This window comes from Bradyrhizobium sp. SZCCHNRI2009, assembly GCF_032485115.1.
Classification (GTDB): Bacteria; Pseudomonadota; Alphaproteobacteria; order Rhizobiales; family Xanthobacteraceae; genus Bradyrhizobium.
On record NZ_JAUEUH010000006.1, the window covers coordinates 379,938 to 402,254 of the forward strand.

The 22,317-nt window shown below is 64.2% G+C and carries 23 protein-coding genes; 18 read left to right on the plus strand and 5 right to left on the minus strand.

The genetic code is table 11. The features are described from left to right. Positions 1-22: 22 nt before the first annotated feature. The 8 genes from QX041_RS23040 to QX041_RS23075 all read left to right on the plus strand — a co-directional run bounded on the left by QX041_RS23040 (position 23) and on the right by QX041_RS23075 (position 8,712). A complete protein-coding gene (locus tag QX041_RS23040; protein ID WP_315714337.1) occupies positions 23-898 on the plus strand; it encodes a phosphoribulokinase in 876 nt (291 codons plus the stop codon). After that, positions 895-2,922 carry a transketolase gene (gene tkt / locus QX041_RS23045; RefSeq protein ID WP_315714338.1) on the plus strand — a complete coding sequence of 676 codons (2,028 nt, stop codon included), beginning with the start codon at positions 895-897 and terminating at the stop codon, positions 2,920-2,922. Before QX041_RS23040 ends, tkt begins: the two co-directional genes overlap by 4 nt. A 44-nt stretch (positions 2,923-2,966) precedes the next feature. Beyond that, on the plus strand, positions 2,967-4,049 hold the full coding sequence (fba, locus tag QX041_RS23050) for a class II fructose-bisphosphate aldolase (RefSeq protein ID WP_315714339.1): 1,083 nt from the start codon (positions 2,967-2,969) through the stop codon (positions 4,047-4,049). A gap of 35 nt (positions 4,050-4,084) precedes the next feature. Beyond that, the gene (locus QX041_RS23055) at positions 4,085-5,545 is read left to right on the plus strand and encodes a form I ribulose bisphosphate carboxylase large subunit (protein WP_315714340.1); all 1,461 of its coding nucleotides are present in this window, start codon (positions 4,085-4,087) and stop codon (positions 5,543-5,545) included. Between the two features lie 75 nt (positions 5,546-5,620). Next, positions 5,621-6,037 (plus strand): ribulose bisphosphate carboxylase small subunit, encoded by a 417-nt coding sequence (locus QX041_RS23060; protein ID WP_315714341.1) that lies wholly within the window; start codon positions 5,621-5,623, stop codon positions 6,035-6,037. A gap of 170 nt (positions 6,038-6,207) precedes the next feature. Continuing rightward, positions 6,208-7,152, plus strand: a complete 945-nt coding sequence (gene cbbX / locus QX041_RS23065) for a CbbX protein (RefSeq protein WP_315714397.1) — start codon at positions 6,208-6,210, stop codon at positions 7,150-7,152. Further along, positions 7,149-7,871: an HAD-IA family hydrolase gene (locus QX041_RS23070; RefSeq protein ID WP_315714342.1), complete on the plus strand. Its 723-nt coding sequence runs from the start codon at positions 7,149-7,151 to the stop codon at positions 7,869-7,871. The genes cbbX and QX041_RS23070 overlap by 4 nt, the downstream gene beginning before the upstream one ends. 148 nt (positions 7,872-8,019) lie before the next feature. Further along, positions 8,020-8,712 (plus strand): TetR/AcrR family transcriptional regulator, encoded by a 693-nt coding sequence (locus QX041_RS23075; protein WP_315714343.1) that lies wholly within the window; start codon positions 8,020-8,022, stop codon positions 8,710-8,712. A 9-nt stretch (positions 8,713-8,721) separates the two neighbouring features. Here QX041_RS23075 and QX041_RS23080 read toward each other — a convergent pair whose 3' ends face one another. Together QX041_RS23080 and QX041_RS23085 are read right to left on the minus strand one after the other, a co-directional pair. After that, complete coding sequence (locus tag QX041_RS23080) at positions 8,722-9,309, minus strand: PepSY domain-containing protein (protein ID WP_315714344.1); 588 nt, start codon at positions 9,307-9,309, stop codon at positions 8,722-8,724. A gap of 190 nt (positions 9,310-9,499) precedes the next feature. Continuing rightward, on the minus strand, positions 9,500-9,745 hold the full coding sequence (locus tag QX041_RS23085) for a hypothetical protein (RefSeq protein ID WP_315714345.1): 246 nt from the start codon (positions 9,743-9,745) through the stop codon (positions 9,500-9,502). A gap of 177 nt (positions 9,746-9,922) precedes the next feature. Between QX041_RS23085 and QX041_RS23090 the strand changes: the two genes are divergently transcribed. Further along, positions 9,923-10,738: a lytic transglycosylase domain-containing protein gene (locus QX041_RS23090; RefSeq protein ID WP_409977953.1), complete on the plus strand. Its 816-nt coding sequence runs from the start codon at positions 9,923-9,925 to the stop codon at positions 10,736-10,738. 95 nt (positions 10,739-10,833) lie between these two features. Here QX041_RS23090 and katG read toward each other — a convergent pair whose 3' ends face one another. Continuing rightward, a complete protein-coding gene (gene katG / locus QX041_RS23095) occupies positions 10,834-13,014 on the minus strand; it encodes a catalase/peroxidase HPI (protein WP_315714346.1) in 2,181 nt (726 codons plus the stop codon). Between the two features lie 229 nt (positions 13,015-13,243). Between katG and QX041_RS23100 the strand changes: the two genes are divergently transcribed. The 5 genes from QX041_RS23100 (at position 13,244) to QX041_RS23120 (ending at position 16,918) form a co-directional block, all read left to right on the plus strand. Beyond that, positions 13,244-14,173 (plus strand): hydrogen peroxide-inducible genes activator, encoded by a 930-nt coding sequence (locus QX041_RS23100; RefSeq protein ID WP_316166594.1) that lies wholly within the window; start codon positions 13,244-13,246, stop codon positions 14,171-14,173. Between the two features lie 56 nt (positions 14,174-14,229). Further along, a complete protein-coding gene (locus QX041_RS23105; protein WP_316166595.1) occupies positions 14,230-14,526 on the plus strand; it encodes a hypothetical protein in 297 nt (98 codons plus the stop codon). A 177-nt stretch (positions 14,527-14,703) separates the two neighbouring features. Continuing rightward, on the plus strand, positions 14,704-15,135 hold the full coding sequence (locus QX041_RS23110) for a hypothetical protein (RefSeq protein ID WP_316166596.1): 432 nt from the start codon (positions 14,704-14,706) through the stop codon (positions 15,133-15,135). Between the two features lie 172 nt (positions 15,136-15,307). Beyond that, positions 15,308-15,874, plus strand: a complete 567-nt coding sequence (locus QX041_RS23115; RefSeq protein WP_315714350.1) for an HPF/RaiA family ribosome-associated protein — start codon at positions 15,308-15,310, stop codon at positions 15,872-15,874. Between the two features lie 51 nt (positions 15,875-15,925). Beyond that, complete coding sequence (locus tag QX041_RS23120) at positions 15,926-16,918, plus strand: ribose-phosphate diphosphokinase (RefSeq protein WP_316166597.1); 993 nt, start codon at positions 15,926-15,928, stop codon at positions 16,916-16,918. A gap of 22 nt (positions 16,919-16,940) precedes the next feature. Here the strand turns inward: QX041_RS23120 and QX041_RS23125 are convergent, their stop codons facing one another. Beyond that, the gene (locus QX041_RS23125) at positions 16,941-17,867 is read right to left on the minus strand and encodes a hypothetical protein (RefSeq protein ID WP_316166599.1); all 927 of its coding nucleotides are present in this window, start codon (positions 17,865-17,867) and stop codon (positions 16,941-16,943) included. 241 nt (positions 17,868-18,108) lie between these two features. Here QX041_RS23125 and QX041_RS23130 point away from each other — a divergent pair, with 241 nt between their 5' ends. Further along, positions 18,109-18,771 carry a phosphoribosyltransferase gene (locus tag QX041_RS23130; RefSeq protein ID WP_316166600.1) on the plus strand — a complete coding sequence of 221 codons (663 nt, stop codon included), beginning with the start codon at positions 18,109-18,111 and terminating at the stop codon, positions 18,769-18,771. Between the two features lie 11 nt (positions 18,772-18,782). On the opposite strand, the gene QX041_RS23135 is transcribed toward QX041_RS23130, so the two are convergent. Continuing rightward, complete coding sequence (locus QX041_RS23135) at positions 18,783-19,001, minus strand: ChaB family protein (protein WP_316166601.1); 219 nt, start codon at positions 18,999-19,001, stop codon at positions 18,783-18,785. A gap of 162 nt (positions 19,002-19,163) precedes the next feature. Between QX041_RS23135 and QX041_RS23140 the strand changes: the two genes are divergently transcribed. The 3 genes from QX041_RS23140 (at position 19,164) to polX (ending at position 22,290) form a co-directional block, all read left to right on the plus strand. After that, positions 19,164-20,507, plus strand: coding sequence for a nicotinate phosphoribosyltransferase (locus QX041_RS23140; RefSeq protein WP_316166602.1), 1,344 nt, complete (start codon positions 19,164-19,166; stop codon positions 20,505-20,507). Between the two features lie 67 nt (positions 20,508-20,574). Then, positions 20,575-20,838 (plus strand): hypothetical protein, encoded by a 264-nt coding sequence (locus QX041_RS23145; protein ID WP_316166603.1) that lies wholly within the window; start codon positions 20,575-20,577, stop codon positions 20,836-20,838. Further along, positions 20,839-22,290: a DNA polymerase/3'-5' exonuclease PolX gene (gene polX / locus QX041_RS23150; protein ID WP_316166661.1), complete on the plus strand. Its 1,452-nt coding sequence runs from the start codon at positions 20,839-20,841 to the stop codon at positions 22,288-22,290. It abuts the gene before it with no gap. The last annotated feature ends 27 nt before the right edge of the window (positions 22,291-22,317 follow it).

Sequence of the window (22,317 nt, forward strand, 5' to 3'; positions counted from 1 at the left end):
ACGCGCCTTCCGGAGAAAGTTCATGTCACGTCGTCATCCCATCATCTCGATCACCGGCTCGTCGGGCGCCGGCACCACGTCCGTCAAGAAGACCTTCGAGAACATCTTCCGCCGCGAGAACGTCAAGGCGGCCTATATCGAGGGCGACGCCTTCCATCGCTACAATCGCGAGGAGATGCGCCGCAAGATGGTCGAGGAGGCCGAGATCGGCAACAAGCACTTCAGCCATTTCAGCCCCGACACCAATCTGTTCGAGGAGCTCGAGAAGACTTTTCGCGATTATTCCGAGACCGGCACCGGCATGACGCGCCACTACGTCCACGATGAGGAGGAGGCGCGGCTCTACGACACAAGGCCCGGCAACTTCACCGAGTGGAGCCGGCTGCCGGAGGACTCCGATCTGCTGTTCTACGAAGGCCTGCACGGCGCCGTTGTCACGGACAAGGTCAACATCGCGCAGCACGCCGATTTGAAGATCGGCGTTGTTCCGGTGATGAACCTGGAGTGGATCCAGAAGCTGCACCGCGACCGCGCGTCGCGCGGCTACACCACCGAGGCGGTCACCGACACGATCCTGCGCCGCATGCCGGACTACGTGAACTACATCATCCCGCAGTTCTCCGAGACCGACATCAACTTTCAGCGCGTGCCGACGGTTGACACCTCGAACCCGTTCGTCGCCCGCTGGATCCCGACGCCCGATGAATCGATGGTCGTGATCCGGCTGAAGAACCCGCGCGGCATCGACTTCCCCTATCTGCTCTCGATGATTCCGCAGAGCTTCATGTCGCGCGCCAATTCGATCGTGATCCACGGCGCCAAGCTCGATCTCGCGATGCAGCTCATTCTCACCCCCATGATCATGCAACTGATGGACCGAAAGAGGCGCACGCTATGACCGCCACCGCCGTGCAAACGCTGGCTCCGAAAGCCGATCCCAGCCATGCCGAGATGGCGAATGCCATCCGCTTCCTGGCCATCGACGCAGTCGAAAAGGCGAAATCGGGTCATCCGGGCATGCCGATGGGCATGGCCGACGTGGCAACCGTCCTTTTCTCACGCTTCATGAAATTCGATCCCGCCGATCCGGCCTGGCCCGATCGCGACCGTTTCGTGCTGTCGGCCGGACACGGCTCGATGCTGCTCTATGCGCTGCTGCATCTGACTGGCTACGAGGCCGTCACGATCGATGAGCTGAAGCGGTTCCGGCAATGGGGCGCCAAGACGCCGGGGCATCCTGAGTATGGCCACACGCCTGGTGTCGAGACCACCACCGGTCCGCTCGGGCAGGGCATCGCGACGGCGGTCGGCATGGCGCTCGCCGAGCGCCTGATGAACGCGCGCTACGGCGACGATCTGGTCGATCACTATACCTACGTGATCGCCGGCGACGGCTGCCTGATGGAGGGCATCAGCCACGAGGCGATCTCGCTCGCGGGCCATCTCAAGCTGAATCGCTTGATCGTGCTGTTCGACGACAACGGCATCTCGATCGACGGCTCGACGGGTCTTGCCTGCTCCGACGATCAGCTCGCACGCTTCGCGGCGTCGGGCTGGGCGACGTCCCGCATTGACGGCCATGATCCCGAAGCCATCGAGGCTGCTATCGCGGCGGCGCGGCAGAGCAACCGCCCGAGCATGATTGCGTGCCGGACGACGATCGGCTTCGGCTCACCCGGACGGCAGGGCTCGGAGAAGGCGCATGGCGCGCCGCTCGGGCCGGAGGAGGTCGAGAAGACCCGCGCGGCACTGCACTGGCCGCACCGTCCGTTCGAGGTGCCAGCCGATGTGTTGGTGAGCTGGCGCGAGATCGGCGCGCGCGGCCGCAGCGTGCGCCAGGCCTGGAAGGAGCGTGCGCGCAAGCTGTGCACCGCGGACCGATCGCCGTGCCATGACGCGCTGAACAAGAAGCTGCCGGCCGCCTATACCGAGCGCATGGCGCAGTTCATCGCGCAGCTCACGGCCGAGCGGCCGAAGATCGCCACCCGCCAGGCCTCGCAGAACGTCATCGATGTCATTGCGACAGTGCTGCCAAATCTGCTCGGCGGCTCGGCGGACCTGACTCATTCCAACCTGACCAAGGCAAAGACGCACAAATCCGTCACACCGGCCGCAATGGATGGCAACTACGTGCACTATGGTGTGCGCGAACACGCGATGGCTGCGGCCATGAACGGCATCGCGCTGCATGGCGGTTTCATTCCCTATGGCGGCACCTTCCTCGCGTTCGCCGACTACAGCCGGCCGGCGATTCGGCTGGCCGCGCTGATGGGCATCCGCGTTATCCACGTGATGACCCACGATTCCATCGGCCTCGGCGAGGACGGCCCGACGCATCAGCCAGTCGAGCATGTCGCGAGCTTGCGCGCCATTCCGAACCTCCTGGTCTTCCGCCCGGCCGACGCGGTCGAGACGGCGGAAGCCTGGGACTGCGCGCTGCGCGCGGAGACCTCGCCGTCGGTGCTGTGCCTGTCTCGGCAAGCCCTGCCGGCCTTCCGCACCGAGGCATCGGATCACAACAAGGTCGCGCGCGGCGCTTACGTGGTCATCGAGCCCGAGGCTGGGCGCGATGTGACCTTGATTGCGACCGGCTCGGAGGTGGCGATCGCGCTGGAGGCGGCCAAGCTGCTGGCGGCCGAGGGCGTCCAGGCGGCGGTGGTGTCGGCGCCGTGCTTCGAGTTGTTTCGCAAGCAGTCGGCAGAGTATCGCGCCGCGGTGCTCGGCCACGTGCCGCGCATCGGCGTGGAGGCCGCGATCGAGGGCGACTGGGCGCGCTGGCTCGGCGATGCCGGCGAGTTCGTCGGCATGCACGGCTTCGGCGCCTCGGCGCCGGCCGAGGTGCTGTACCGCGAATTCGGCATCACGCCTGCGGCGGTGGCCGATGCGGCGATGCGCAACATCATCCGGGCGCGGGCTTCCTGAGCCGCGCCACCAAGCAGAACATCGAACCAGGGACGGAGACCAACATGGCGCGGATCACGCTCAGACAATTGCTGGACCATGCGGCCGAGCGCGGCTACGGCGTGCCGGCGTTCAACATCAACAACATGGAGCAGGGGCTGGCGATCATGGAGGCGGCCGCGGCCGTCGATGCCCCCGTGATCATCCAGGCCTCGCGCGGCGCGCGCTCCTATGCCGGCGACATCATGCTGTCCAAGATGATCGACGCGCTGGAGGAGATGTATCCGCAGATCCCGCTCTGCCTGCACCAGGACCACGGCAATGACGAGGCGACCTGCGCCACCGCGATCAAGTACGGCTTTACGTCCGTGATGATGGACGGCTCGCTCAGGGCCGATGCCAAGACCGCGGCCGACTACGACTACAACGTCGACATCACCCGCCGCGTCACCGATATGGCGCACTGGGTCGGCGCCTCGGTCGAGGGCGAGCTCGGCGTGCTCGGCTCGCTCGAACATGGTGGCGGCGAGCAGGAGGATGGTCACGGCCTCGAGGGCAAGGTCAGCCGCGAGCAGCTGCTGACCGATCCCGACCAGGCGGTCGACTTCGTCCGCGCCACCAAGGTCGATGCGCTGGCGATCGCGATGGGCACCTCGCACGGCGCCTACAAATTCTCGCGCAAGCCGGACGGCGAGATTCTCGCCATGAACGTGATCGAGGAGATCCATCGCCGGCTGCCGAATACGCATCTCGTCATGCACGGCTCGTCCTCGGTGCCGCAGAGCCTGCAGGACATGTTCAACCAGTTCGGCGGCGAGATGCCGCAGACCTGGGGCGTCCCGGTCGAGGAGATCGTGCGCGGCATCCGTCACGGCGTGCGCAAGGTCAACATCGACACCGACTGCCGGCTGGCAATGACCGCCATCTTCCGAAAAGTCGGCGCGTCGTCGAAGAGCGAGTTCGATCCGCGCAAATTCCTGAAGCCCGCGATGGATTCGATGCGCGAGCTCTGCCGCGAGCGGTTCGAGCAGTTCGGCGCCGCCGGCAATGCATCCAGGATCAAGGTGCTGCCGCTGTCGGAGATGGCCAAGCGCTATCGCTCCGGCGCGCTCGATCCACGAATTGGGGGAATGACCGAAGCTGCGTGACGTCCACAGCCACAACGAAAATCCAGGAGGAACACATGAACGACCAATCGATCACGGTGCGCGGCAAGGATCGCTACAAGTCCGGCGTGATGGAATACAAGAAGATGGGCTATTGGGAGCCGTCCTATCAGCCCAAGGACACCGACGTCATCGCGCTGTTCCGCGTCACGCCGCAGGACGGTGTCGATCCGACCGAGGCCTGCGCCGCGGTCGCCGGCGAATCCTCGACGGCGACCTGGACCGTGGTGTGGACCGACCGGCTGACGGCGGCCGAGAAGTATCGCGCCAAGTGCTACCGCGTCGAGCCGGTGCCGGGCTCGCCCGGCAGCTATTTCGCCTATATCGCCTATGACCTCGATCTGTTCGAGCCCGGCTCGATCTCCAACCTGACCGCCTCGATCATCGGCAATGTGTTCGGCTTCAAGCCGCTGAAGGCGCTGCGGCTGGAGGACATGCGGCTGCCGGTGGCCTATGTGAAGACGTTCCAGGGGCCGGCGACCGGCATCGTCGTCGAGCGCGAGCGGCTCGACAAGTTCGGCCGTCCCTTGCTCGGCGCCACCGTCAAGCCGAAGCTCGGCCTGTCCGGCCGCAACTACGGACGCGTCGTCTACGAGGCGCTGAAGGGCGGGCTCGACTTCACCAAGGACGACGAGAACATCAACTCGCAGCCGTTCATGCATTGGCGCGAGCGCTTCCTGTACTGCATGGAGGCGGTCAACAAGGCGCAGGCGGCGACCGGCGAGATCAAGGGCACCTACCTCAACGTCACCGCGGCGACGATGGAGGACATGTATGAGCGCGCCGAGTTCGCCAAGGAGCTCGGCTCGACGATCGTCATGATCGACCTCGTGATCGGCTACACCGCGATCCAGTCGATGGCGAAATGGGCGCGCCGGAACGACATGATCCTGCATCTGCATCGTGCCGGTCACTCGACCTACACGCGGCAGCGCGCGCACGGCGTGTCGTTCCGCGTCATCGCCAAATGGATGAGGCTCGCCGGCGTCGACCACATCCATGCCGGTACCGTGGTCGGCAAGCTCGAAGGCGATCCGAACACCACGCGCGGCTATTACGACATCTGCCGCGAGGACTTCAATCCGATGCGGCTGGAGCATGGCGTGTTCTTCGACCAGAACTGGGCCAGCCTGAACAAGCTGATGCCGGTGGCCTCCGGCGGCATCCATGCCGGCCAGATGCACCAGTTGCTCGACCTGCTCGGCGAGGACGTCGTGCTGCAGTTCGGCGGCGGCACGATCGGCCATCCGCGCGGCATCGCCGCCGGTGCGACCGCCAACCGCGTCGCGCTGGAAGCGATGATCCTCGCCCGCAATGAGGGCCGCGACTACGTGCATGAAGGTCCGGAGATCCTGGCCAAGGCGGCACAGACCTGCACGCCGCTGCGCGAGGCGCTGGAGATCTGGAAGGACGTCACCTTCAACTACGAATCGACCGATTCGCCGGACTTCGTCCCGACAGTGACGCCTGCCGCCTAACAATCGTTCGATGCGACGCCGCGATGCGAGCCGGACACCGGCTCGCCCGTTTCAGCGATATCGGGAGACATCAACATGCGCGTGACCCAGGGTTGCTTTTCTTTCCTGCCCGATCTGACCGACGAGCAGATCTCCGCTCAGATCCAGTATTGCCTCGAGAAGAATTGGGCCGTGAACATCGAGTTCACCGACGATCCGCATCCCCGCAACACCTATTGGGAGATGTGGGGCCTGCCGATGTTCGACCTGCGTGACGCCGCCGGCATCATGCGCGAGCTGACCGAGTGCCGGAAGATCTACGGCGACCGCTACATCCGCATCTCGGCCTTCGATTCCAGCCATGGCTGGGAATCGACCCGGTTGTCCTTCATCGTCAACCGGCCGCAGAACGAGCCGGGCTTCCGGCTCGACCGGCAGGAAACCGTCGGGCGCAATCAGCGTTATTCGACGCGGTCCTACGCGGCCGAGCGCCCGGAAGGCCAGCGTTACTGATCCCTGGCGGGCGGAGGTCGCTGCTGCGTCTGCGGGTCTGCGGCGTGGCAGGGATCTCCGCCCGGAGCGGCCATATCACCTTCTATTTGCCGTTGCTTCGTTGCTGCCAGGTTCGCAATCGAACGCACGGCGATCTGATGCGAACGTCCAGAACGGAGCACCAGCCGATGATGCAGGCCACGCAGACGGACACCACCGAGGCGACGCCGGTCGACACCGTCGACCTGCGCCGCGAGTTCGAGAGCGTCGATATTGCGCCGGTGCTGGAGCAGCTCGACCGCGAGCTGGTCGGGCTCACCCCGGTCAAGACGCGAATCCGCGAGATCGCGTCGCTGCTGATGATGGAGCGGATCCGCCGCAAGATGGGGCTGGCGACGACGTTTCCGACCCTGCACATGTCGTTCACCGGCAATCCCGGCACCGGCAAGACCACTGTCGCGCTGCGCATGGCCGGCATCCTGCACCGGCTCGGCTTCGTGCGCCGCGGCCACGTCATCAGCGTCACCCGCGACGACCTCGTCGGCCAGTATATCGGCCACACCGCGCCGAAGACCAAGGAGGTGCTGAAGAAGGCGATGGGGGGCGTCCTGTTCATCGACGAGGCGTATTATCTCTACCGTCCCGAGAACGAGCGCGACTACGGCCAGGAGTCGATCGAGATCCTGCTGCAGATCATGGAGTCGCAGCGCGAGGACCTCGTGGTCATTCTTGCCGGCTATGCCGACCGGATGGAGAAGTTCTTCCAGAGCAATCCCGGCTTCCGCTCGCGCATCGCCCATCACATCGACTTCCCCGACTATTCGGAGGCCGAGCTGCTGACGATCTCCGAGATGATGCTGGAAGGGCAGAATTATCGCTTCACGCCGGAGGCCCGCGCCGCTTTCGAAAGATACATCGCCGTCCGGCGCACTCAGCCCATGTTCTCCAACGCGCGCTCGATCCGCAATGCGCTGGATCGGATCCGCCTGCGCCAGGCCAACCGGCTGGTGTCGCGGCTCGACCGCGTGCTGACGTCCGATGACGTGATGTCGATCGAAGCCAGCGACGTGCTGGCAAGCCGCGTGTTCGCCAAGGGGACCGACGCGGGAGACGGCAGGGTGGAGGTGCAACCATGAGTCTGGCTCTGGTGAGGAACGCGCCGCTCGACGACCTCCGGCGCCGCATCGCCGACGCCGGCGCGCTGATCTTCGACGTCGACGGCACGATGGCCGAGACCGAGGAAATCCATCGCGAGGCCTTCAACGAGGCGTTCGTCGCGGTGGGCATCGACTGGCACTGGGGCCGCCGCATCTACAAGGAGCTGCTGCGTGTCACCGGTGGCAAGGAGCGCGTTCGTGCGTTCGACCAGATGCGGCGCACGGGTCCTCCGCTCAGCGACGCCGTCGTTGCCCGGCTTCATCGCATCAAGACGGAGCGGTTTGCCGCGCTGATGGCCGACAAGGGCTGCCCGTTGCGTCCGGGCGTTCAAGCATTGCTGGAGGCTGCCTCGGCCCGCGGGCAGCGGCTCGCGATCGCGACGACGACCACGCGCGCCAATATCGATGCCCTGTTGGCGCCCGCGCTGGGCGCGAACTGGGAGGCAGGATTTGCCGCCGTCGTGGCGGCCGACGATGTCGTGCGCAAGAAGCCTGCGCCCGATGTCTACCTGGAGGTCTTGTCGCAGCTCGATCTACCCGCGGCCAGTTGCATCGCGATCGAGGACTCCGGTAACGGGTTGATGGCTGCGACCCGCGCCGGCGTTCCCGTGCTGATCACGCGCAGCCTCTACTTTCATGACGACGCGTTCGACGGTGCGCTCGCCGTGTTCGACGATCTCGGGGAGCTTGTTACCTGAGGTATTTTGAGGTGCTTGTGCTGATGCGTTGCCGATTATGTACGCCACCATGCGCATAGCCGCGTGGCGTGGTCGTTCTATTGCCGTCTCGACAAGAACGTGTAATCCCTTGACGACATATCTTCATGTCGAGTCGAGGTCGTTGAGTATGGCCCGCACGCAGGCCAAATTGAAACGTACGGACGTTGCACGCACGGAAGCGTTTCGCGGGCGGGTGGGACGGCCGCCGAAGGCGCTGGCTGGAAATATCGAGGAACGTATTCTGGACGCTGCGCGCGCGGTGTTTCTCGAGCGCGGCTTTGACGGCGCCAGCATCGACGAGATCGCCGAGCGCGCCCCCGCCAGCAAGCCGACGATTTATGCCCGATACACCGGCAAGGCCGCCTTGTTCGCCGCCGTCGTCGCGCGGTCCATCAACGACGTGATGAATCTCGGGTCCTACACGCCGGTGGCCGGCACCGCACAGGAAAAGCTGGTTGGACTGGCCATCGCCATCGTCGATCGCGCGCTGAAGGACTCGCTGGGATTGTTACGGGTCACGATCGGGGAGGCTTACCGGTTTCCCGATCTCAGTTGTCAGTTTCATGACGTCTCGCGCAAGCGGGCCACCCATGCCGTGGCGGTGCTGCTCGGCGAGACGATCGGCGCCTCGGCCACGACCGCTCGCCGGACGCCGTCGAAGGCGTCGGCCGTTTCTGCCGAGATCTTCATCGATCTGATCGTCATGCCGGTGATCATGCGCTCGCTCATGGGTGAGAGCGAAAGGACGATCCGCAGGGAGCTGCCCGGCTTCGTCCGTGACCGGGTCAAGACGTTCCTGGCGCTGCAGCCGAAGGTCTGAGCAGCGCGATCAGCGTCGCCGGAGCGATGACGGTTCGAGCGTCACCTGCTTGAGATCGTTGCCGCTGACGACGACCACGACGAAGGCGAGCTTGCCGTCCTTGTTCATCAGGCCGCCACTGATCGCCCGGCCGGCCGCCGAGCGCTCGGCGATCCGAATCGCATCCGACATCTTGAGCCGGACCGTGGTGAGGGCAGCCAGGCTGTTACGATCGCTTTCGCTCAGTCCATCCACGGTGGAGAACAGCACGCTGTTGCGCACCTTCGCCGTGGTGCCGTCGATGTCGGATTCCCAGATCCGTCCGCTCTGCAGGGTTCGGACCTTGTAGACGGGCGCGTCGAGCCCACCCTCGAAGCTGATGTCCGCGGTCTTGGAGCCCGGATGAATCCTTTCGGCGATCCGCAGCGCCTGGTGCAGTGACACCTCCGTCCGCCGGAACTTGTCGAGCTCGCGATCGATCGTCTCCTGGCTCAGTGCCGGATCGGTGGAGGCTGACGGATCCCTCTCGGTCTGCATGCCGGAGCCGGTCCCGGCGACCGCGTGCGCCAGGGGCGCCCATGACAGCAGGATCAAGGTCAACAGAATGATTCGTTTCATGACGGCCTGCTGTCTCCGATCTCGGTCGGTGCTTGTAGAGCATTCCCTCGGAAAACGGTTGTGATAAAACGAAACTGTATCGTTTTATAATTAAGGGCAGCGTATATGTCAAGGTTACGGTACCGGCGGCGTCATGTAGTCGGTGTCGAAGCCGACGCCGTGGCCCTCGGGGATGGAGGGGCGATCGCCGTCACGTTGAAGGCCAAGCCATTGTGCCTGGCGAACTGATAGGTGGCGGGAGATAGCTCTGGATCTCGCGTTTGCTCGTCATGGCCAGCGAGCGGATCGCGATCGCCTTGGCGCTGTTTTCGACCGGCTGGAAACCGGTGGACGTCCGGCAGGTCATGATGATGTAGATGGCGCTGATCACGATTGCGGGAGCTGCGTCCTTGGAACCCGCACGGCCACGCATGTCGATGGGCGGCTGCGCAATCACGGGTGCTCGGCGCGTTCATCTGCGGCTAATGCGCCGCCGGCTATGATTTTCTTCCATTTCCGATAGGTTGTCGCCGTTTCAACCGGGAGCGGCCGATATTGCCGCGCAGCGGCGTCCGATGTCCCGACAGGGGTCACGATGCAGGCCGCATCGGCGGACGCGATCAGAGGAGTCTGAATGATTAAGCGCCGGGCCATGATCACCTTCACGTTCACCGTCGCGACGCTGCTCGCAGCCTGCGGCGGCGTTGCGCAAGCGGCGCAGTGCGGTTCGTCGCCGGCGGGGTTCGAGGCGTGGAAGCGCGAATTCAGCGAGGAGGCGCGGGCGAAGGGCGTCGGCGGCGCCGCGATCGCCGCGCTGATGCAGACCAACTACGCCTCCGCGACGATCGCCGCCGATCGCGGCCAGCGCAGCTTCTCGCTGTCGCTCGATCAGTTCCTCGCCAAGCGCGGGGCTGCTGCGATCGTCGCGCGCGGCCGCCAGCTCAAGCAGTCGCAGGCGGCGATGTTCGCCTCGATCGAGCAGCGTTACGGCGTGCCGCCCGGACCGCTGATCGCGATCTGGGGCATGGAGAGCGCGTTCGGCAGCCAGCGCGGCAATCAGCACATGCTGTCGTCGATCGCGACGCTCGCCTATGACTGCCGCCGTCCGGAGTTCTTCACCGACCAGCTCTATGCCGCGCTCAAGCTGATCGACCGCGGCGTGCTCTCGGGCAACACCCGCGGCTCGATGCATGGCGAGGTCGGGCAGACGCAATTCATGCCGAAGAACATCCTCGCTTACGGCGTCGGCAATCTCGACGTCGCCGCCAACGCGCTGGCCTCGACCGCGAACTTCCTGCGCGCCAACGGCTGGAAGGCAGGCGCCGGCTATCAGCCGGGCGAGCCGAACTTCGCCGCCATCGAGGCCTGGAACGCCGCCGGCGTCTATCAGAAGGCGATCGCGCTGATGGGCCGCCAGATCGACGGCGGCGGCTCGGCCGCGGCGCGCTGACGGGCCCGCGACTGATAGACATGTCCAATGAAAAAAGCGGCGCTTCATCACTGAAGCGCCGCTTCTCTTTGGTGTCGGTCAGTCGGCTTGTCGCCTCAGGCCTTCAGATCGAACCGGTCGAGGTTCATCACCTTGGTCCAGGCGGCGACGAAGTCCTTGACGAACTTCTGCTTGGCATCCGAGCTGGCATAGACCTCAGCCAGCGCGCGCAACTGCGAGTGCGAGCCGAAGATCAGGTCGGCGCGGGTCGCCGTCCACTTGATCGCGCCGGACTTGCGGTCGCGGCCCTCGAAGGTGTGCTCGCCCTGATCGACCGGACGCCAGGCCACGCCCATGTCGAGCAGGTTGGCGAAGAAGTCGTTGGAGAGCGTCTCGGTCTGCTCGGTGAACACGCCATGCTTGGAGCCGTTGGCGTTGGCGCCGAGCACGCGCAGGCCGCCGACCAGCACGGTCATCTCCGGCGCGGTCAAGGTGAGCAGTTGCGCCTTGTCGACCAGCAGCTCCTCGCCCGACAGCCACTGCTTGCCGCTGAGATAGTTGCGGAAGCCGTCATGGGTCGGTTCGAGCACCGCGAACGACTCGACGTCGGTCTGCTCCTGCGAGGCATCGGTGCGGCCGGGCGCGAACGGCACGGTCACCTCGACGCCGGCCTTCTTGGCGGCCGCCTCGACGCCGGCATTGCCGGCCAGCACGATCAGGTCGGCGAGCGAGATCTTCTTGCCGCCGGAGGCCTGCGCGTTGAACTCCTTCTGGATGGCCTCGAGCGTCGAGAGCACCTTGGCGAGTTCGGCCGGGTTGTTGACCGCCCAGTCCTTCTGCGGAGCCAGGCGAATGCGCGCGCCATTGGCGCCGCCGCGCTTGTCCGAGCCGCGGAAGGTCGAGGCTGAGGCCCAGGCCGTCGACACCAGTTGCGACACCGACAGACCCGAGGCGAGGATCTTCGCCTTGAGCGCCGCGACGTCCTTGTCGTCGACAACGGGATGATCGAGGGCCGGCACCGGATCCTGCCAGATCAGATCCTCCTTCGGCACCAGCGGGCCAAGGTAGCGCACCTTCGGACCCATGTCGCGATGGGTCAGCTTGAACCAGGCGCGGGCGAAGGCGTCGGCGAACTGATCCGGGTTCTCCAGGAAGCGGCGCGAGATCTTCTCGTAGGCCGGATCGAAGCGCAGCGCGAGGTCGGTGGTGAGCATCGACGGCGCATGCCGCTTCGACTTGTCATGCGCGTCCGGCACCGTGTTGGCGCCGGCGCCGTGCTTCGGCTTCCACTGATGCGCGCCGGCCGGGCTCTTGGTCAGCTCCCATTCGTAGCCGAACAGATTCCAGAAGAAGTTGTTGCTCCACTTGGTCGGCGTCGTCGTCCAGATCACTTCGAGGCCGGAGGTGATGGTATCGCCGCCCTTGCCCGAGCCGTACTTGCTGGCCCAGCCGAGACCCTGCTGCGCGATGTCGGCGCCTTCCGGCTCGGCCCCGACCAGCGACGCATCGCCCGCGCCGTGGGTCTTGCCGAAGGTGTGACCGCCGGCGATCAGCGCCACCGTCTCTTCGTCGTTCATCGCCATGCGGGCGAAGGTCTCGCGGATGTCGCGCGCGGCAGCCAGCGGATCGGGATTGCCGTTCGGGCCTTCCGGGTTGACGTAGATGAGGCCCATCTGCACGGCAGCGAGCGAGCCCGCGAGCTCGCGGTCGCCGCTGTAGCGCTCGTCGGCGAGCCACTTGCCCTCGGGACCCCAATAGATGTCCTGCTCGGGCTCCCAGGTGTCGGCGCGGCCGCCGCCGAAGCCGAAGGTCTTGAAACCCATCGATTCCAGCGCGACGTTGCCGGTCAGCACGAACAGGTCGGCCCAGGAGATTTTCTGGCCGTACTTCTGCTTGATCGGCCACAGCAGGCGGCGAGCCTTGTCGAGGTTGGCGTTGTCTGGCCAGCTGTTCAGCGGCGCGAAGCGCTGCTGGCCGGTGCCGGCGCCGCCACGGCCGTCGCCAATGCGATAGGTGCCGGCGGCGTGCCAGGCCATGCGGATGAACAGCGGACCGTAATGGCCGAAATCGGCCGGCCACCAGTCCTGCGAATCGGTCATCAGCGCGTGCAGGTCCTTGACCAGCGCGTCGAGATCGAGGCTCTTGAATTCCTTGGAATAATCGAACGCCTCACCGAGCGGATCGGAGAGGTTCGAGTGCTGATGCAGGACCGAGAGATTGAGCTGGTTCGGCCACCAATCCTTGTTCGAAAATCCCTTCAAGCCGCCCGAAAACGGGCACTTGCTGACGTCATCCATGTTTCTCTCCTGACGTGATCGTCATGGTTCCCCCCTGGGGTGGGAGCCGGGACCCTACGCGGCTGCTTCGATCAGGGGAAATTGAGATTGGTGATCGCAACGATAAGATTATCTGATGAACCTGGTCTGACGCCATTCAAACGCATATGGACACGGTGCATGACCGCTGCATCTCAAGATTGTGGTCAGGGAAAATTGACTCCGCGGCGGTGAACGATAAGATAAACTGATGATACATTTGACGATGCGGCAGCTTCGCTATTTCGATGCGCTGGCGCGTCTCGGCCATTTCGGCCGCGCCGCGGAGGCCTGCGCGATCTCGCAGCCGGCGCTGTCGATGCAGATCAAGGAGATGGAGGACGCGCTTGGCGGCGTGCTGCTGGAGCGCAATGCGCGCCAGGTGGTGCTGACGCGATTCGGCGAGCAGCTCGCCGAGCGCGTGCGCGAGATCCTGCGCTCGGTCGATGAGCTCGGCGATTTCGCCCGCGCCTCGCGCGACAAGCTCACGGGCCGGCTGCGGCTCGGCATGATCCCGACGATCGCGCCCTATCTGCTGCCCAAGGTGATCGGGAACCTGACGCGCAGACATCCCGAGATCGACATCCACGTCCGCGAGTCCAAGACGCCGAAGCTGATCGAGGAACTGGTCGAGGGCCGGCTCGATGCCGCGATCGTCGCGCTGCCAGTGTCGGAGCCGTCGCTGACCGAGGTCGCGCTGTTCGCGGAGAATTTCCTGCTGGTCCGGCCGCCGGAATATGAAGGCGCGGCGGTGCCGAGCAGCGAGATGCTGCGCGAGATGCGGCTGCTGTTGCTGGAGGAGGGGCACTGCTTCCGCGACCAGGCGCTGTCGTTCTGCAACATGCAGGCGCCGCGCGAGATGCTCGATGCTTCCTCGCTGTCGACCCTGGTGCAGATGGTCGGCGCCGGCATGGGCGTGACGTTGATTCCGGAGATGGCGGTCGGCGTCGAGACGCGGTCGGCGTCGGTGTCGCTGGCGCGCTTCGCCGATCCGCAGCCGCAGCGCACGGTCGGCATGGTCTGGCGCAAGACCAGCCCGCTCGCCAAGCAACTGATGCAGATTTCCGAGATCGTCGGCAGCGCGGCCGAGGGTCTGCGCAAGCAGGCCGCGGCAGCGCAGGGCCGCAAGCGGCGCGGCTGATCCTTCGAACGTCCCATCCGAGGCGGCCTTGTCCTTCCTTAAGGAAGGACCTCCTCATGAAATTGGCCTTGATCGCATCCGCTGCTGCGCTCGCGTTGCCGAGCCATCTCGCCTTGGCTGATAGCAGCGGCACGGGTAGCAGCAGCGCCGGCGCCTCCCGCGACGCGACAACCTCAACGCCGGGCGGACCCGGAAACGCGACGGGGACGACCGGAATGGGATCGGGCGCGGCGGGGAACGGATCGGGGCGCACGCCATCGGCGCCGAACGACGCCACCGGCTCGCTCGACAACAACAGCCCGAGCACCGGCGACGACAATTCCGGCAGCTCGAGCAATCTCGGCCGGCATTGAAGGATGACATCGATGTCTCGCCGGCGATCGCGCTTTTGCAATGGAACGGTCGCGTCGACAGGTGGTTCGTAGCGACGAGCAACTCATTTGCTCGTCGCCGCGATCGCGGCGGAGGACTGCGCCGGATGACCTTCGCGGGCAGTCATGCGTGATGACCTTGGTCGAGGAGTCCTTGCGATGCGAAGCTTGAACTATGTGGGAGCGCTGGCCCTGTCCGGCGCGCTGCTGGCCGGAGCGAGCGCTCCGGCGTTGTCTGCACCCGTCACTGCGCTGTCGGCCGCGGCGAAGGCCGACGTTGCGCCGCTCAGCACGGTTCAGGTCCGCTATGGCGGCTGGCATGGCGGCGGCTGGCGTGGTGGCGGTTGGCGTGGCGGCGGCTGGGGCTGGGGAGCAGGCGCGCTCGCGGCCGGCGCGCTTCTCGGCGCCGGGATCGCGGCGACGGCATCGCCTTATTACTACGACGATCCCTATTATTATGGTCCGCCCTACGGCTATGTCGGCGTCGGCTACGGGCCGTATTACGGCCGTCCCTACTATGCCCGTCCGTATTGGCGGCATCGCTATTATGGCTGGGTGGTCCGTGGGGCGGCCCCTGGTGAGATCGGCTGATTGGTTCCGGATGCCCTGGCGTCTGCGCGAGCGATCGCGCAGACGATTTCGTGTTTGCTGCGAGCTGATCGTGATCGCGTGGCAGCCAGAACGCTAAAGGCAAGTTGATCTTGCTCAAAGCTGCTCCTCGCTCCCGTGGTCCAATAAGTTCGACACGGGAGAGGAGCCGGAAATGCAAACACCAGTTCAAATCGAATTTGAAGGGATTCGCGTCTCCGCTGAAATCCGGGCTGCCGTTGAGCAACATGTCGCGGAACTGGAGAGCCGCTTTGGCCGGATCACCGCGGCGCGCGTCATGGTCAAAGGTCCGGGCGGTCATCACCAAACCGGCGGTCAATATCTGGTGAGCGTTCGGCTGGCGCTGCCCGACGGTCGGGAAGTCCACGTTGGACGTACCCCGAAGCTGGATGAACGGTACGTCGACTTGACCTTCGCCGTGGACAACGCATTCAAACGCGCGCGTCGACAACTGCAGGACCGGGCGCGACTGATGCGTGGCGATGTCAAGACGCACGAGCCTCAACCGATCGGAACCGTTGCGCGTATCGATCCAAGCGGCCAGTTCGGCTTTCTGGAAGCCGCCGACGGCCACGAAGTCTATTTCAACTGTAATAGTGTCGTTGATGGTGGACCAAGCATCGTGCCCGGCGCCCGCGTAAGCTACGTCGAGGAGATCGGAGAAAAAGGACCGCAGGCGAGCACGGTCAGATTGCTCGGGAAACATGGGCTGCGGGCTTAGATCGGCGGCCGAGACGCGAGCGGCGAGCAGGTTTGACGTTGGAGGTAACCGATGATTGGTGATCGCCTGCGTTTGTTCTGTCTTCATGGCACGGAAGGGCTTGGCGAAAAAATCGCTCACGCGCTCGGATGCCGTCTCGCCGCTGTCGAAGAACGCAGCTTCGAGGACGGCGAACACAAGGTGCGGCCGCTGGAAGTTGTCGCCGGCTGCGACGTCTACGTTCTGCATAGCCTCCACGGCGGTCCTGACGAGAGTCCGAACGACAAGCTGTGCCGGCTGCTGTTCCTGGTCGGAGCGTTGAAGGATGCCGGTGCTGCGCGGGTGACGGCGGTCGCACCGTATCTGTGCTATGCGCGAAAGGATCGTCGCACCAAGGCCAATGACCCCGTCACGATCCGTTATCTTGCGACCATGTTCGAGGCGATCGGTGTTGACGCAGTGGTGACCCTCGAAGTTCACAACGAGGCCGCGTTCGAGAACGCGTTCCGTTGCCCATCGGTAGCGCTGAGCACGGCGCCGCTCTTGATCGGCAGGATCAAGGCGATCGCGGCTGATCGGCCGATTGCCGTGGTTTCGCCGGATCTCGGAGGCGGCAAGCGCGCGGACCTGCTTCGCGAGGTTCTGGGGAAAGCGCTCGGCCGTCCGATCGGCAAGGCATTCGTGGAGAAGCATCGCAGCTCCGGCGTCGTTTCGGGCGATTTGTTCGCCGGGGAGGTGGCGAACGCGCTGTGCGTAATCGTGGATGATCTCATCAGCAGCGGTGGAACCCTGGTGCGGGCGGCGAAGGCGGCCCGTGCCCATGGAGCCGAAGAGGTGATAGCTTGCGTCGCGCACGGCCTGTTCATGCCGGGCGCGGCAGCGACGCTCGCCGACCCTGCGATCGGCCGCATCATCGCGACCGACAGCGTGCCACCGTTCAGGCTTCCGCCGGGCGCGGTTCGCGATAAGCTCGAGATTGTCTCGGCGGCGTCCCTTCTCGGAGAGACCATTCGTCGGCTGCACCACAACGAGCCGCTGACGGAGCTGCTTCCGTATCAGGATTGATCCCCGCAATTCAAATTCTGGCTCACGCCGTGAGCTGCCGCTCAAGCTGCGCTGCGTCCGCCTTGGCAAGTTTGAGATAGGTGCGCGCCAGCCGCGGCCATTTTTCCGGCGTCCGTGGATGGGCGTCGACGAGATGAGCGATGGATAGCCTGGCGCGCAGCATGGCGCGGCCAATCCGATAGAACAAGAACAGTCCGCTGGCCGGGTCATCATTGAGCTGGACGGCCAGATATCGCCGAAGCCTCTCACCGACCCACGGTCCTCCCAGTCGAGCGCATTCCAAGTGCAGGAAGGCAATTTCGTCCAGTGCATCCGACGTCCGCAAGCGCGCATTGAACTCCAGGCAGTCGATGATGGGGAAGGGAGGGCTCAACCAGATATGTTCCGGCCGCAGATCGCCATGGCCGTCGAGGACGAGCCGGTGATGCACCCGCTGCGCCAGTAGATCGGTCCGCTGCCGCAGGAAACGGCATTGCAGGTTGGCGATGCGCTCGATGGTGCCGCGGGGCAGGTCGAAGGCCGACTCGAGCAAACCTCGCCGATCCGCCAGAACTGCCTTTTGCAGGGTCACCATGTAGCTCTCCGGATTGATCATGATCCGGCGCGCATGCGAATAGAAGCGGCTCAAGCGACTTGCCAAACCATCGATCTGGGCCCGGGAGACCTTGCGATCGCGAAGCCCGACTTCGAGCGTTTGGCCTTCGTCGAGCCGGCGCATGACGACGAGCCAATCAACGATGTGTCCGCCTCCTCCGATGGCGTAGCCACCCGGCGCAGCCGTCAGCGGCACCACGCCGTGATAGACGTCGGGCGCCAGCCTTCGGTTCAGCGAAACCTCAGCGCGGCAGGCCTCTGCGCGGCGCTCAAGGCTGGAGAAATCGAGATATGGAAAATGAACCGGCTTCTTGAGCTTGTAGACGCGCTCGTCAACCATGAAGACCCAGGACATGTGGGTCTCCCGCGTGATCACAGCGTCGGGCGCCGGGACATAACTGTTCGGCCGGCTGAGAAACGCCACCTTGCGAGCAAGAGCGCTCGCGCTGCCGTTCTCAGCGTCCTCGCCCCAGGGTTCATTCTGCCATCCGGGCATATGATGCCTATCGCCAATCGAGGCAGCCGGCAGCTTGATACGGATCAATAGCAGTGGTTGTCCGGCTCATATCCTGCCTCTCTTCCGCATGAGGTCTGCCATGCTGTTCCAGAACCGAACCGATGCCGGCCGGCAACTCGCCGAGGCGCTGCTCAAATACAAGGGGCGGCACCCGGTCGTTCTTGCGCTGCCACGCGGCGGCGTGCCGGTTGCGGCGGAAGTCGCAGCAGCCCTCAATGCGCCACTCGATCTGCTGCTGGTCCGCAAGATCGGGCTGCCGGGGCAGCCGGAGCTCGCAATGGGCGCCATCGCGGATGGTGAGGGCATGACCACCATACGTAACCAGGACGTGATCGAGCTATCCGGCGTCACCTCCGAAGAATTTGAGGTCGTCTGCAGGGAGGAACGTGCTGAGATCGAACGGCGCCGCAAGCGCTATCTGGGCGATCGGGCTCGCGCCGAAGTCAAGGGGCAGGTTGCGATCATCGTCGATGACGGCGTTGCGACAGGCGCAACCACGCTTGCTGCCATCAAGGCTGTTCGGAAGCAGGAACCGAGAGAGCTCGTGCTTGCGGTCCCGGTCGCGCCGCCGGACGCCATCAGGAAATTGCATGCGGAAGTCGATGCCGTCGTCTGTCTGCATGAGCCTCAGGAGTTTGGCGCGATCGGCTATTTCTATCGCGACTTTCATCAGGTCAGCGACGACGAGGTGATTGCCACTTTGAGGCAGTTTCCATCAAGCAGATCCATGCACGCCTCCTGACGAGCCGGCATCTAATGGTCGTGGGGCAGCGGTTCCCAGCGGTCGTCGACCTTCACGTAGGATCGCTTCACCGCTGCCCAGGCTGTGCGGTGAGCAATCTCTTCCTGCCGTTCGTCTTCCGCATGGGAGGCAAAGGCGTGGTTGAATGCTTCCCGATAGATGTCCTGCGCGTGCGATGGGAGGTGAGCGCGAACAGCAGGGGGAAGATCGATGTTTGTGCGATAGGGCATGGCTCTTGCCTCGGACGCTCACTGCCGCGCCTTGCTCGCGACGCCGCGGCGTTTCCACCAAAGAGGATAGAGGCAACTTGCTTCCGCCTCTTGACCGGCGTCAAATAGGGATGCGCAGACATCGACAGGATGGCTGACGTCATGTGAGCGCCGAGGACATCGATGGACCCGTTACCGAGCGCGCTGCTAACCGATCTGTATCAGATGACCATGATCGAAGCGTACCTTGAATCGGGCCAGACTGATACAGCCGTATTTGAGTTCTTTGTGCGCAAGCTGCCGCCTCAGCGCAGCTTCCTGATGGCGGCCGGACTGGAGCAGGCGCTCGACTTCCTGCAAAACATACGGTTCTCGCAAGACGAACTCGGCTGGCTTGAGCGAACGGAAAAATTCAGCAAGTCGTTGATCGACTATCTCGCCAATTTCCGCTTCACCGGCGAGGTTCATGCGATGCCGGAAGGCACCGTGTTCTTTGGCAACGAACCGATCCTTAGGGTTACGGCTCCTTTACCGGAGGCGCAGCTTGTCGAGACGCGCCTGATCAACATCCTGCATTTTCAGACGCTGATTGCGTCCAAGGCCGCGCGCATGGTCTTACTCGCGCCAGACAAGCTCCTGGTCGATTTTGGCTTGCGTCGCTCCCATGGTGCCGAGGCAGGGCTGCTGGCCGCCCGCGCGAGCTATGTCGCTGGATTCTCCGGTACGGCAACCCTCCTGGCCGAGAAGTCATTCGGCATTCCGACCTATGGCACCATGGCGCATTCGTTTGTTCAATCCTTTGATGACGAAGCTGCAGCATTCGAGGCGTTTGCGCGCGCCAGGCCAGAGAATCTCGTCCTGCTGATCGACACTTATGACACCGAGGCGGCCGCGAGGAAGGTCGTCAAGCTGGCGCCCCGATTGAAGGAGCTTGGAATTGCGGTCAGCGCCGTGCGGCTTGACAGCGGGGATCTGTCTGCGCTCGCCAAGAAGGTGCGCTGCATTCTGGATTCCGGCGGACTCAAGGACACCGGCATCTTCGTCAGTGGCGGGATAGAGGAGGGTACCCTGATTGCCTTCGCTCGGGATGCGGCGCCGATCGACGGTATCGGCATCGGCACGGGCCTCGTCACGTCGTCCGATGCGCCAGCACTCGACTGTGCCTATAAGCTGCAGGAGTATGCGGGCTTGCCCCGTCGCAAGCGCTCGACGGGAAAGGCCACCTGGCCCGGCCGCAAGCAGGTTTGGCGCCGGTATGACAGGAAGGGCCGCATGCTCGCAGACATTCTTTCGACCGAGGAGGACCAACAAGAGGGGGAAACGCTGATCCAGGCGGTGATGCTCGGCGGACGCCCTATCGCCTCTCAACCTTCACTTCACGACATCCGGGCTCACGCGCGCCGGCAGCTCGATCTACTGCCTCCGGAGCTGAGAACCTCCAAAGCGGTCGCGCCCTATCCGGTGCAGATTTCAAGCCATCTTGAACAGCTGGCAGCTGTCGCCGACCGGATAGGCTCGCGTCCCTGAATTCTGATCTGCATCAAGGGAAGCGGCTCGATCCCTCTCTAGCTTGTCAAGCGACGGAGGTGCATCGATGCCGGTACAGAATGCCGAAATTGCAGAGATGTTCGACCAGACCGCCGAACTTCTCGAGATCAAAGGCGACAATCCGTTTCGTTCGCGGGCCTATCGCAATGCTGCGCGGGTGATTGAACGTCTGCCCAGGAGCATCACCAACCTCTTGAAGGCGGGTGAGGATCTTTCCGAGCTGCCAGGGATCGGCAAGGATCTGGCCGGAAAGATCGAAACGATCATCGCGACCCATCATTTCGATGTGCTGGACAAGCTCAAGCGTTAACTGCCCGGCGATCTCGGAGAGATCGCGGCACTCCCGGGCTTGGGTCCGAAACGCGTCAAACTGCTCTACGACAAGCTGGGCGTGCGGTCACTCGCGGACCTCAGGCGCGCGGTGAGGTCGGGTCGCCTGAGAGAGCTTCGGGGCTTCGGTCCCAAGAGCGAGGAAAAGCTCACCGCGGCGTTGGCCAAGCCTCGAGCCGAGAGGCGCTTCCGACTATCCGAGGCCGAAGCCGAAGCGGAAGCACTCCTCACTTATCTGAGGCCAGACGCGACCGATGGACAGGTGATCGTCGCCGGAAGCTACCGTCGCAGGCGCGATACCGTCGGTGATCTTGATATCTTGATGGTGGCACGTGACGGCCACGCCGCCGGCGGGAGACTCTCTCGATACGACAATGTCGCCAATGTGCTCGCTCATGGCGATACACGGACGGCAGTGGTGCTGCGCTCCGGGCTGCACGTCGACCTGCGCGTTGTTCCTGAGGCCAGCTACGGCGCCGCGCTGATGTATTTCACCGGATCCAAGGCGCACAACATCTCCTTGCGCGGACTCGCTAACGATCACGGCTGGAAGCTGAACGAATATGGCCTGTTCGCCGGCAAGCGGCGCATCGCCGGAGCAACCGAGGAGGAGATCTATGGCAAGCTCGGGCTGCCCCTGATTCCGCCCGAGATGCGCGAGGATCGCGGCGAGATCGCGCTCGCAAAAGCAAAAAAGCTCCCGAAACTGATTACGCTGTCCGATATTCGAGGCGACCTGCACGTCCATTCCAAATGGACCGACGGCACCGCCGCGATCGCCGAGATGGCGACGGCCGCCAAGGCAAGAGGCTATGCCTATATGGCTCTGACCGACCATAGCCAACACGTCACTGTCGCCCATGGTCTCGATGCCGGACGTCTGTCGCGTCAGATCGACGAGATCGACCGTTTGAACGACCGGCTGGATGGATTTACGGTGCTGAAAGGCGCCGAAGTCGATATTCTGGCGGACGGACGGCTTGATCTGCCCGACAAGATCCTGTCGCGGCTCGATCTGGTCGTTGCTTCCGTTCACTACAAGTTCGAGCTCTCGCGCAAGATGCAGACCGAGCGCATCATCCGGGCGATGGACAATCGCCATGTCTCGATTATCGGTCATCCGACCGGACGGTTGATCGGGGACCGCGAGCCTTACGAGATCGACATGGAAGCCGTCATTGCGGCGGCGGGCGAGCGCGGCTGTCATCTCGAGCTCAACGCCGACCCGGACCGGCTCGATCTCAACGATATCCATGTTCATGCCGCCAAGTCCGCGGGCGTCAAGCTGGCGATCTCGACGGACGCACATTCGACCGCTGGATTCGCCAACATGCGTTTCGGCGTCGATCAGGCGCGCCGAGGCTGGCTCGAAGCCGCAGACGTCATCAACACTCAACCCTTGTCGCGGACGAAGAAAATGCTGAAGCGCTAGCCGGATTGCTTGATCCTTCGCAACGTG

Coding starts and splice junctions, on each gene's coding strand:
- cbbX (WP_315714397.1), top strand. CDS start 6,208: ATGCAGGCCACGCAGACGGACACCACCGAGGCGACGCCGGTCGACACC.
- QX041_RS23145 (WP_316166603.1), top strand. CDS start 20,575: ATGCCGGTACAGAATGCCGAAATTGCAGAGATGTTCGACCAGACCGCC.
- QX041_RS23075 (WP_315714343.1), top strand. CDS start 8,020: ATGGCCCGCACGCAGGCCAAATTGAAACGTACGGACGTTGCACGCACG.
- QX041_RS23130 (WP_316166600.1), top strand. CDS start 18,109: ATGCTGTTCCAGAACCGAACCGATGCCGGCCGGCAACTCGCCGAGGCG.
- QX041_RS23055 (WP_315714340.1), top strand. CDS start 4,085: ATGAACGACCAATCGATCACGGTGCGCGGCAAGGATCGCTACAAGTCC.
- QX041_RS23140 (WP_316166602.1), top strand. CDS start 19,164: ATGGACCCGTTACCGAGCGCGCTGCTAACCGATCTGTATCAGATGACC.
- QX041_RS23135 (WP_316166601.1), bottom strand. CDS start 19,001: ATGCCCTATCGCACAAACATCGATCTTCCCCCTGCTGTTCGCGCTCAC.
- QX041_RS23110 (WP_316166596.1), top strand. CDS start 14,704: ATGCGAAGCTTGAACTATGTGGGAGCGCTGGCCCTGTCCGGCGCGCTG.
- QX041_RS23120 (WP_316166597.1), top strand. CDS start 15,926: ATGATTGGTGATCGCCTGCGTTTGTTCTGTCTTCATGGCACGGAAGGG.
- tkt (WP_315714338.1), top strand. CDS start 895: ATGACCGCCACCGCCGTGCAAACGCTGGCTCCGAAAGCCGATCCCAGC.
- QX041_RS23060 (WP_315714341.1), top strand. CDS start 5,621: ATGCGCGTGACCCAGGGTTGCTTTTCTTTCCTGCCCGATCTGACCGAC.
- QX041_RS23115 (WP_315714350.1), top strand. CDS start 15,308: ATGCAAACACCAGTTCAAATCGAATTTGAAGGGATTCGCGTCTCCGCT.
- QX041_RS23125 (WP_316166599.1), bottom strand. CDS start 17,867: ATGTCCTGGGTCTTCATGGTTGACGAGCGCGTCTACAAGCTCAAGAAG.
- fba (WP_315714339.1), top strand. CDS start 2,967: ATGGCGCGGATCACGCTCAGACAATTGCTGGACCATGCGGCCGAGCGC.
- QX041_RS23100 (WP_316166594.1), top strand. CDS start 13,244: ATGATACATTTGACGATGCGGCAGCTTCGCTATTTCGATGCGCTGGCG.
- QX041_RS23105 (WP_316166595.1), top strand. CDS start 14,230: ATGAAATTGGCCTTGATCGCATCCGCTGCTGCGCTCGCGTTGCCGAGC.
- QX041_RS23090 (WP_409977953.1), top strand. CDS start 9,923: ATGATTAAGCGCCGGGCCATGATCACCTTCACGTTCACCGTCGCGACG.
- QX041_RS23040 (WP_315714337.1), top strand. CDS start 23: ATGTCACGTCGTCATCCCATCATCTCGATCACCGGCTCGTCGGGCGCC.
- QX041_RS23080 (WP_315714344.1), bottom strand. CDS start 9,309: ATGAAACGAATCATTCTGTTGACCTTGATCCTGCTGTCATGGGCGCCC.
- QX041_RS23070 (WP_315714342.1), top strand. CDS start 7,149: ATGAGTCTGGCTCTGGTGAGGAACGCGCCGCTCGACGACCTCCGGCGC.
- katG (WP_315714346.1), bottom strand. CDS start 13,014: ATGGATGACGTCAGCAAGTGCCCGTTTTCGGGCGGCTTGAAGGGATTT.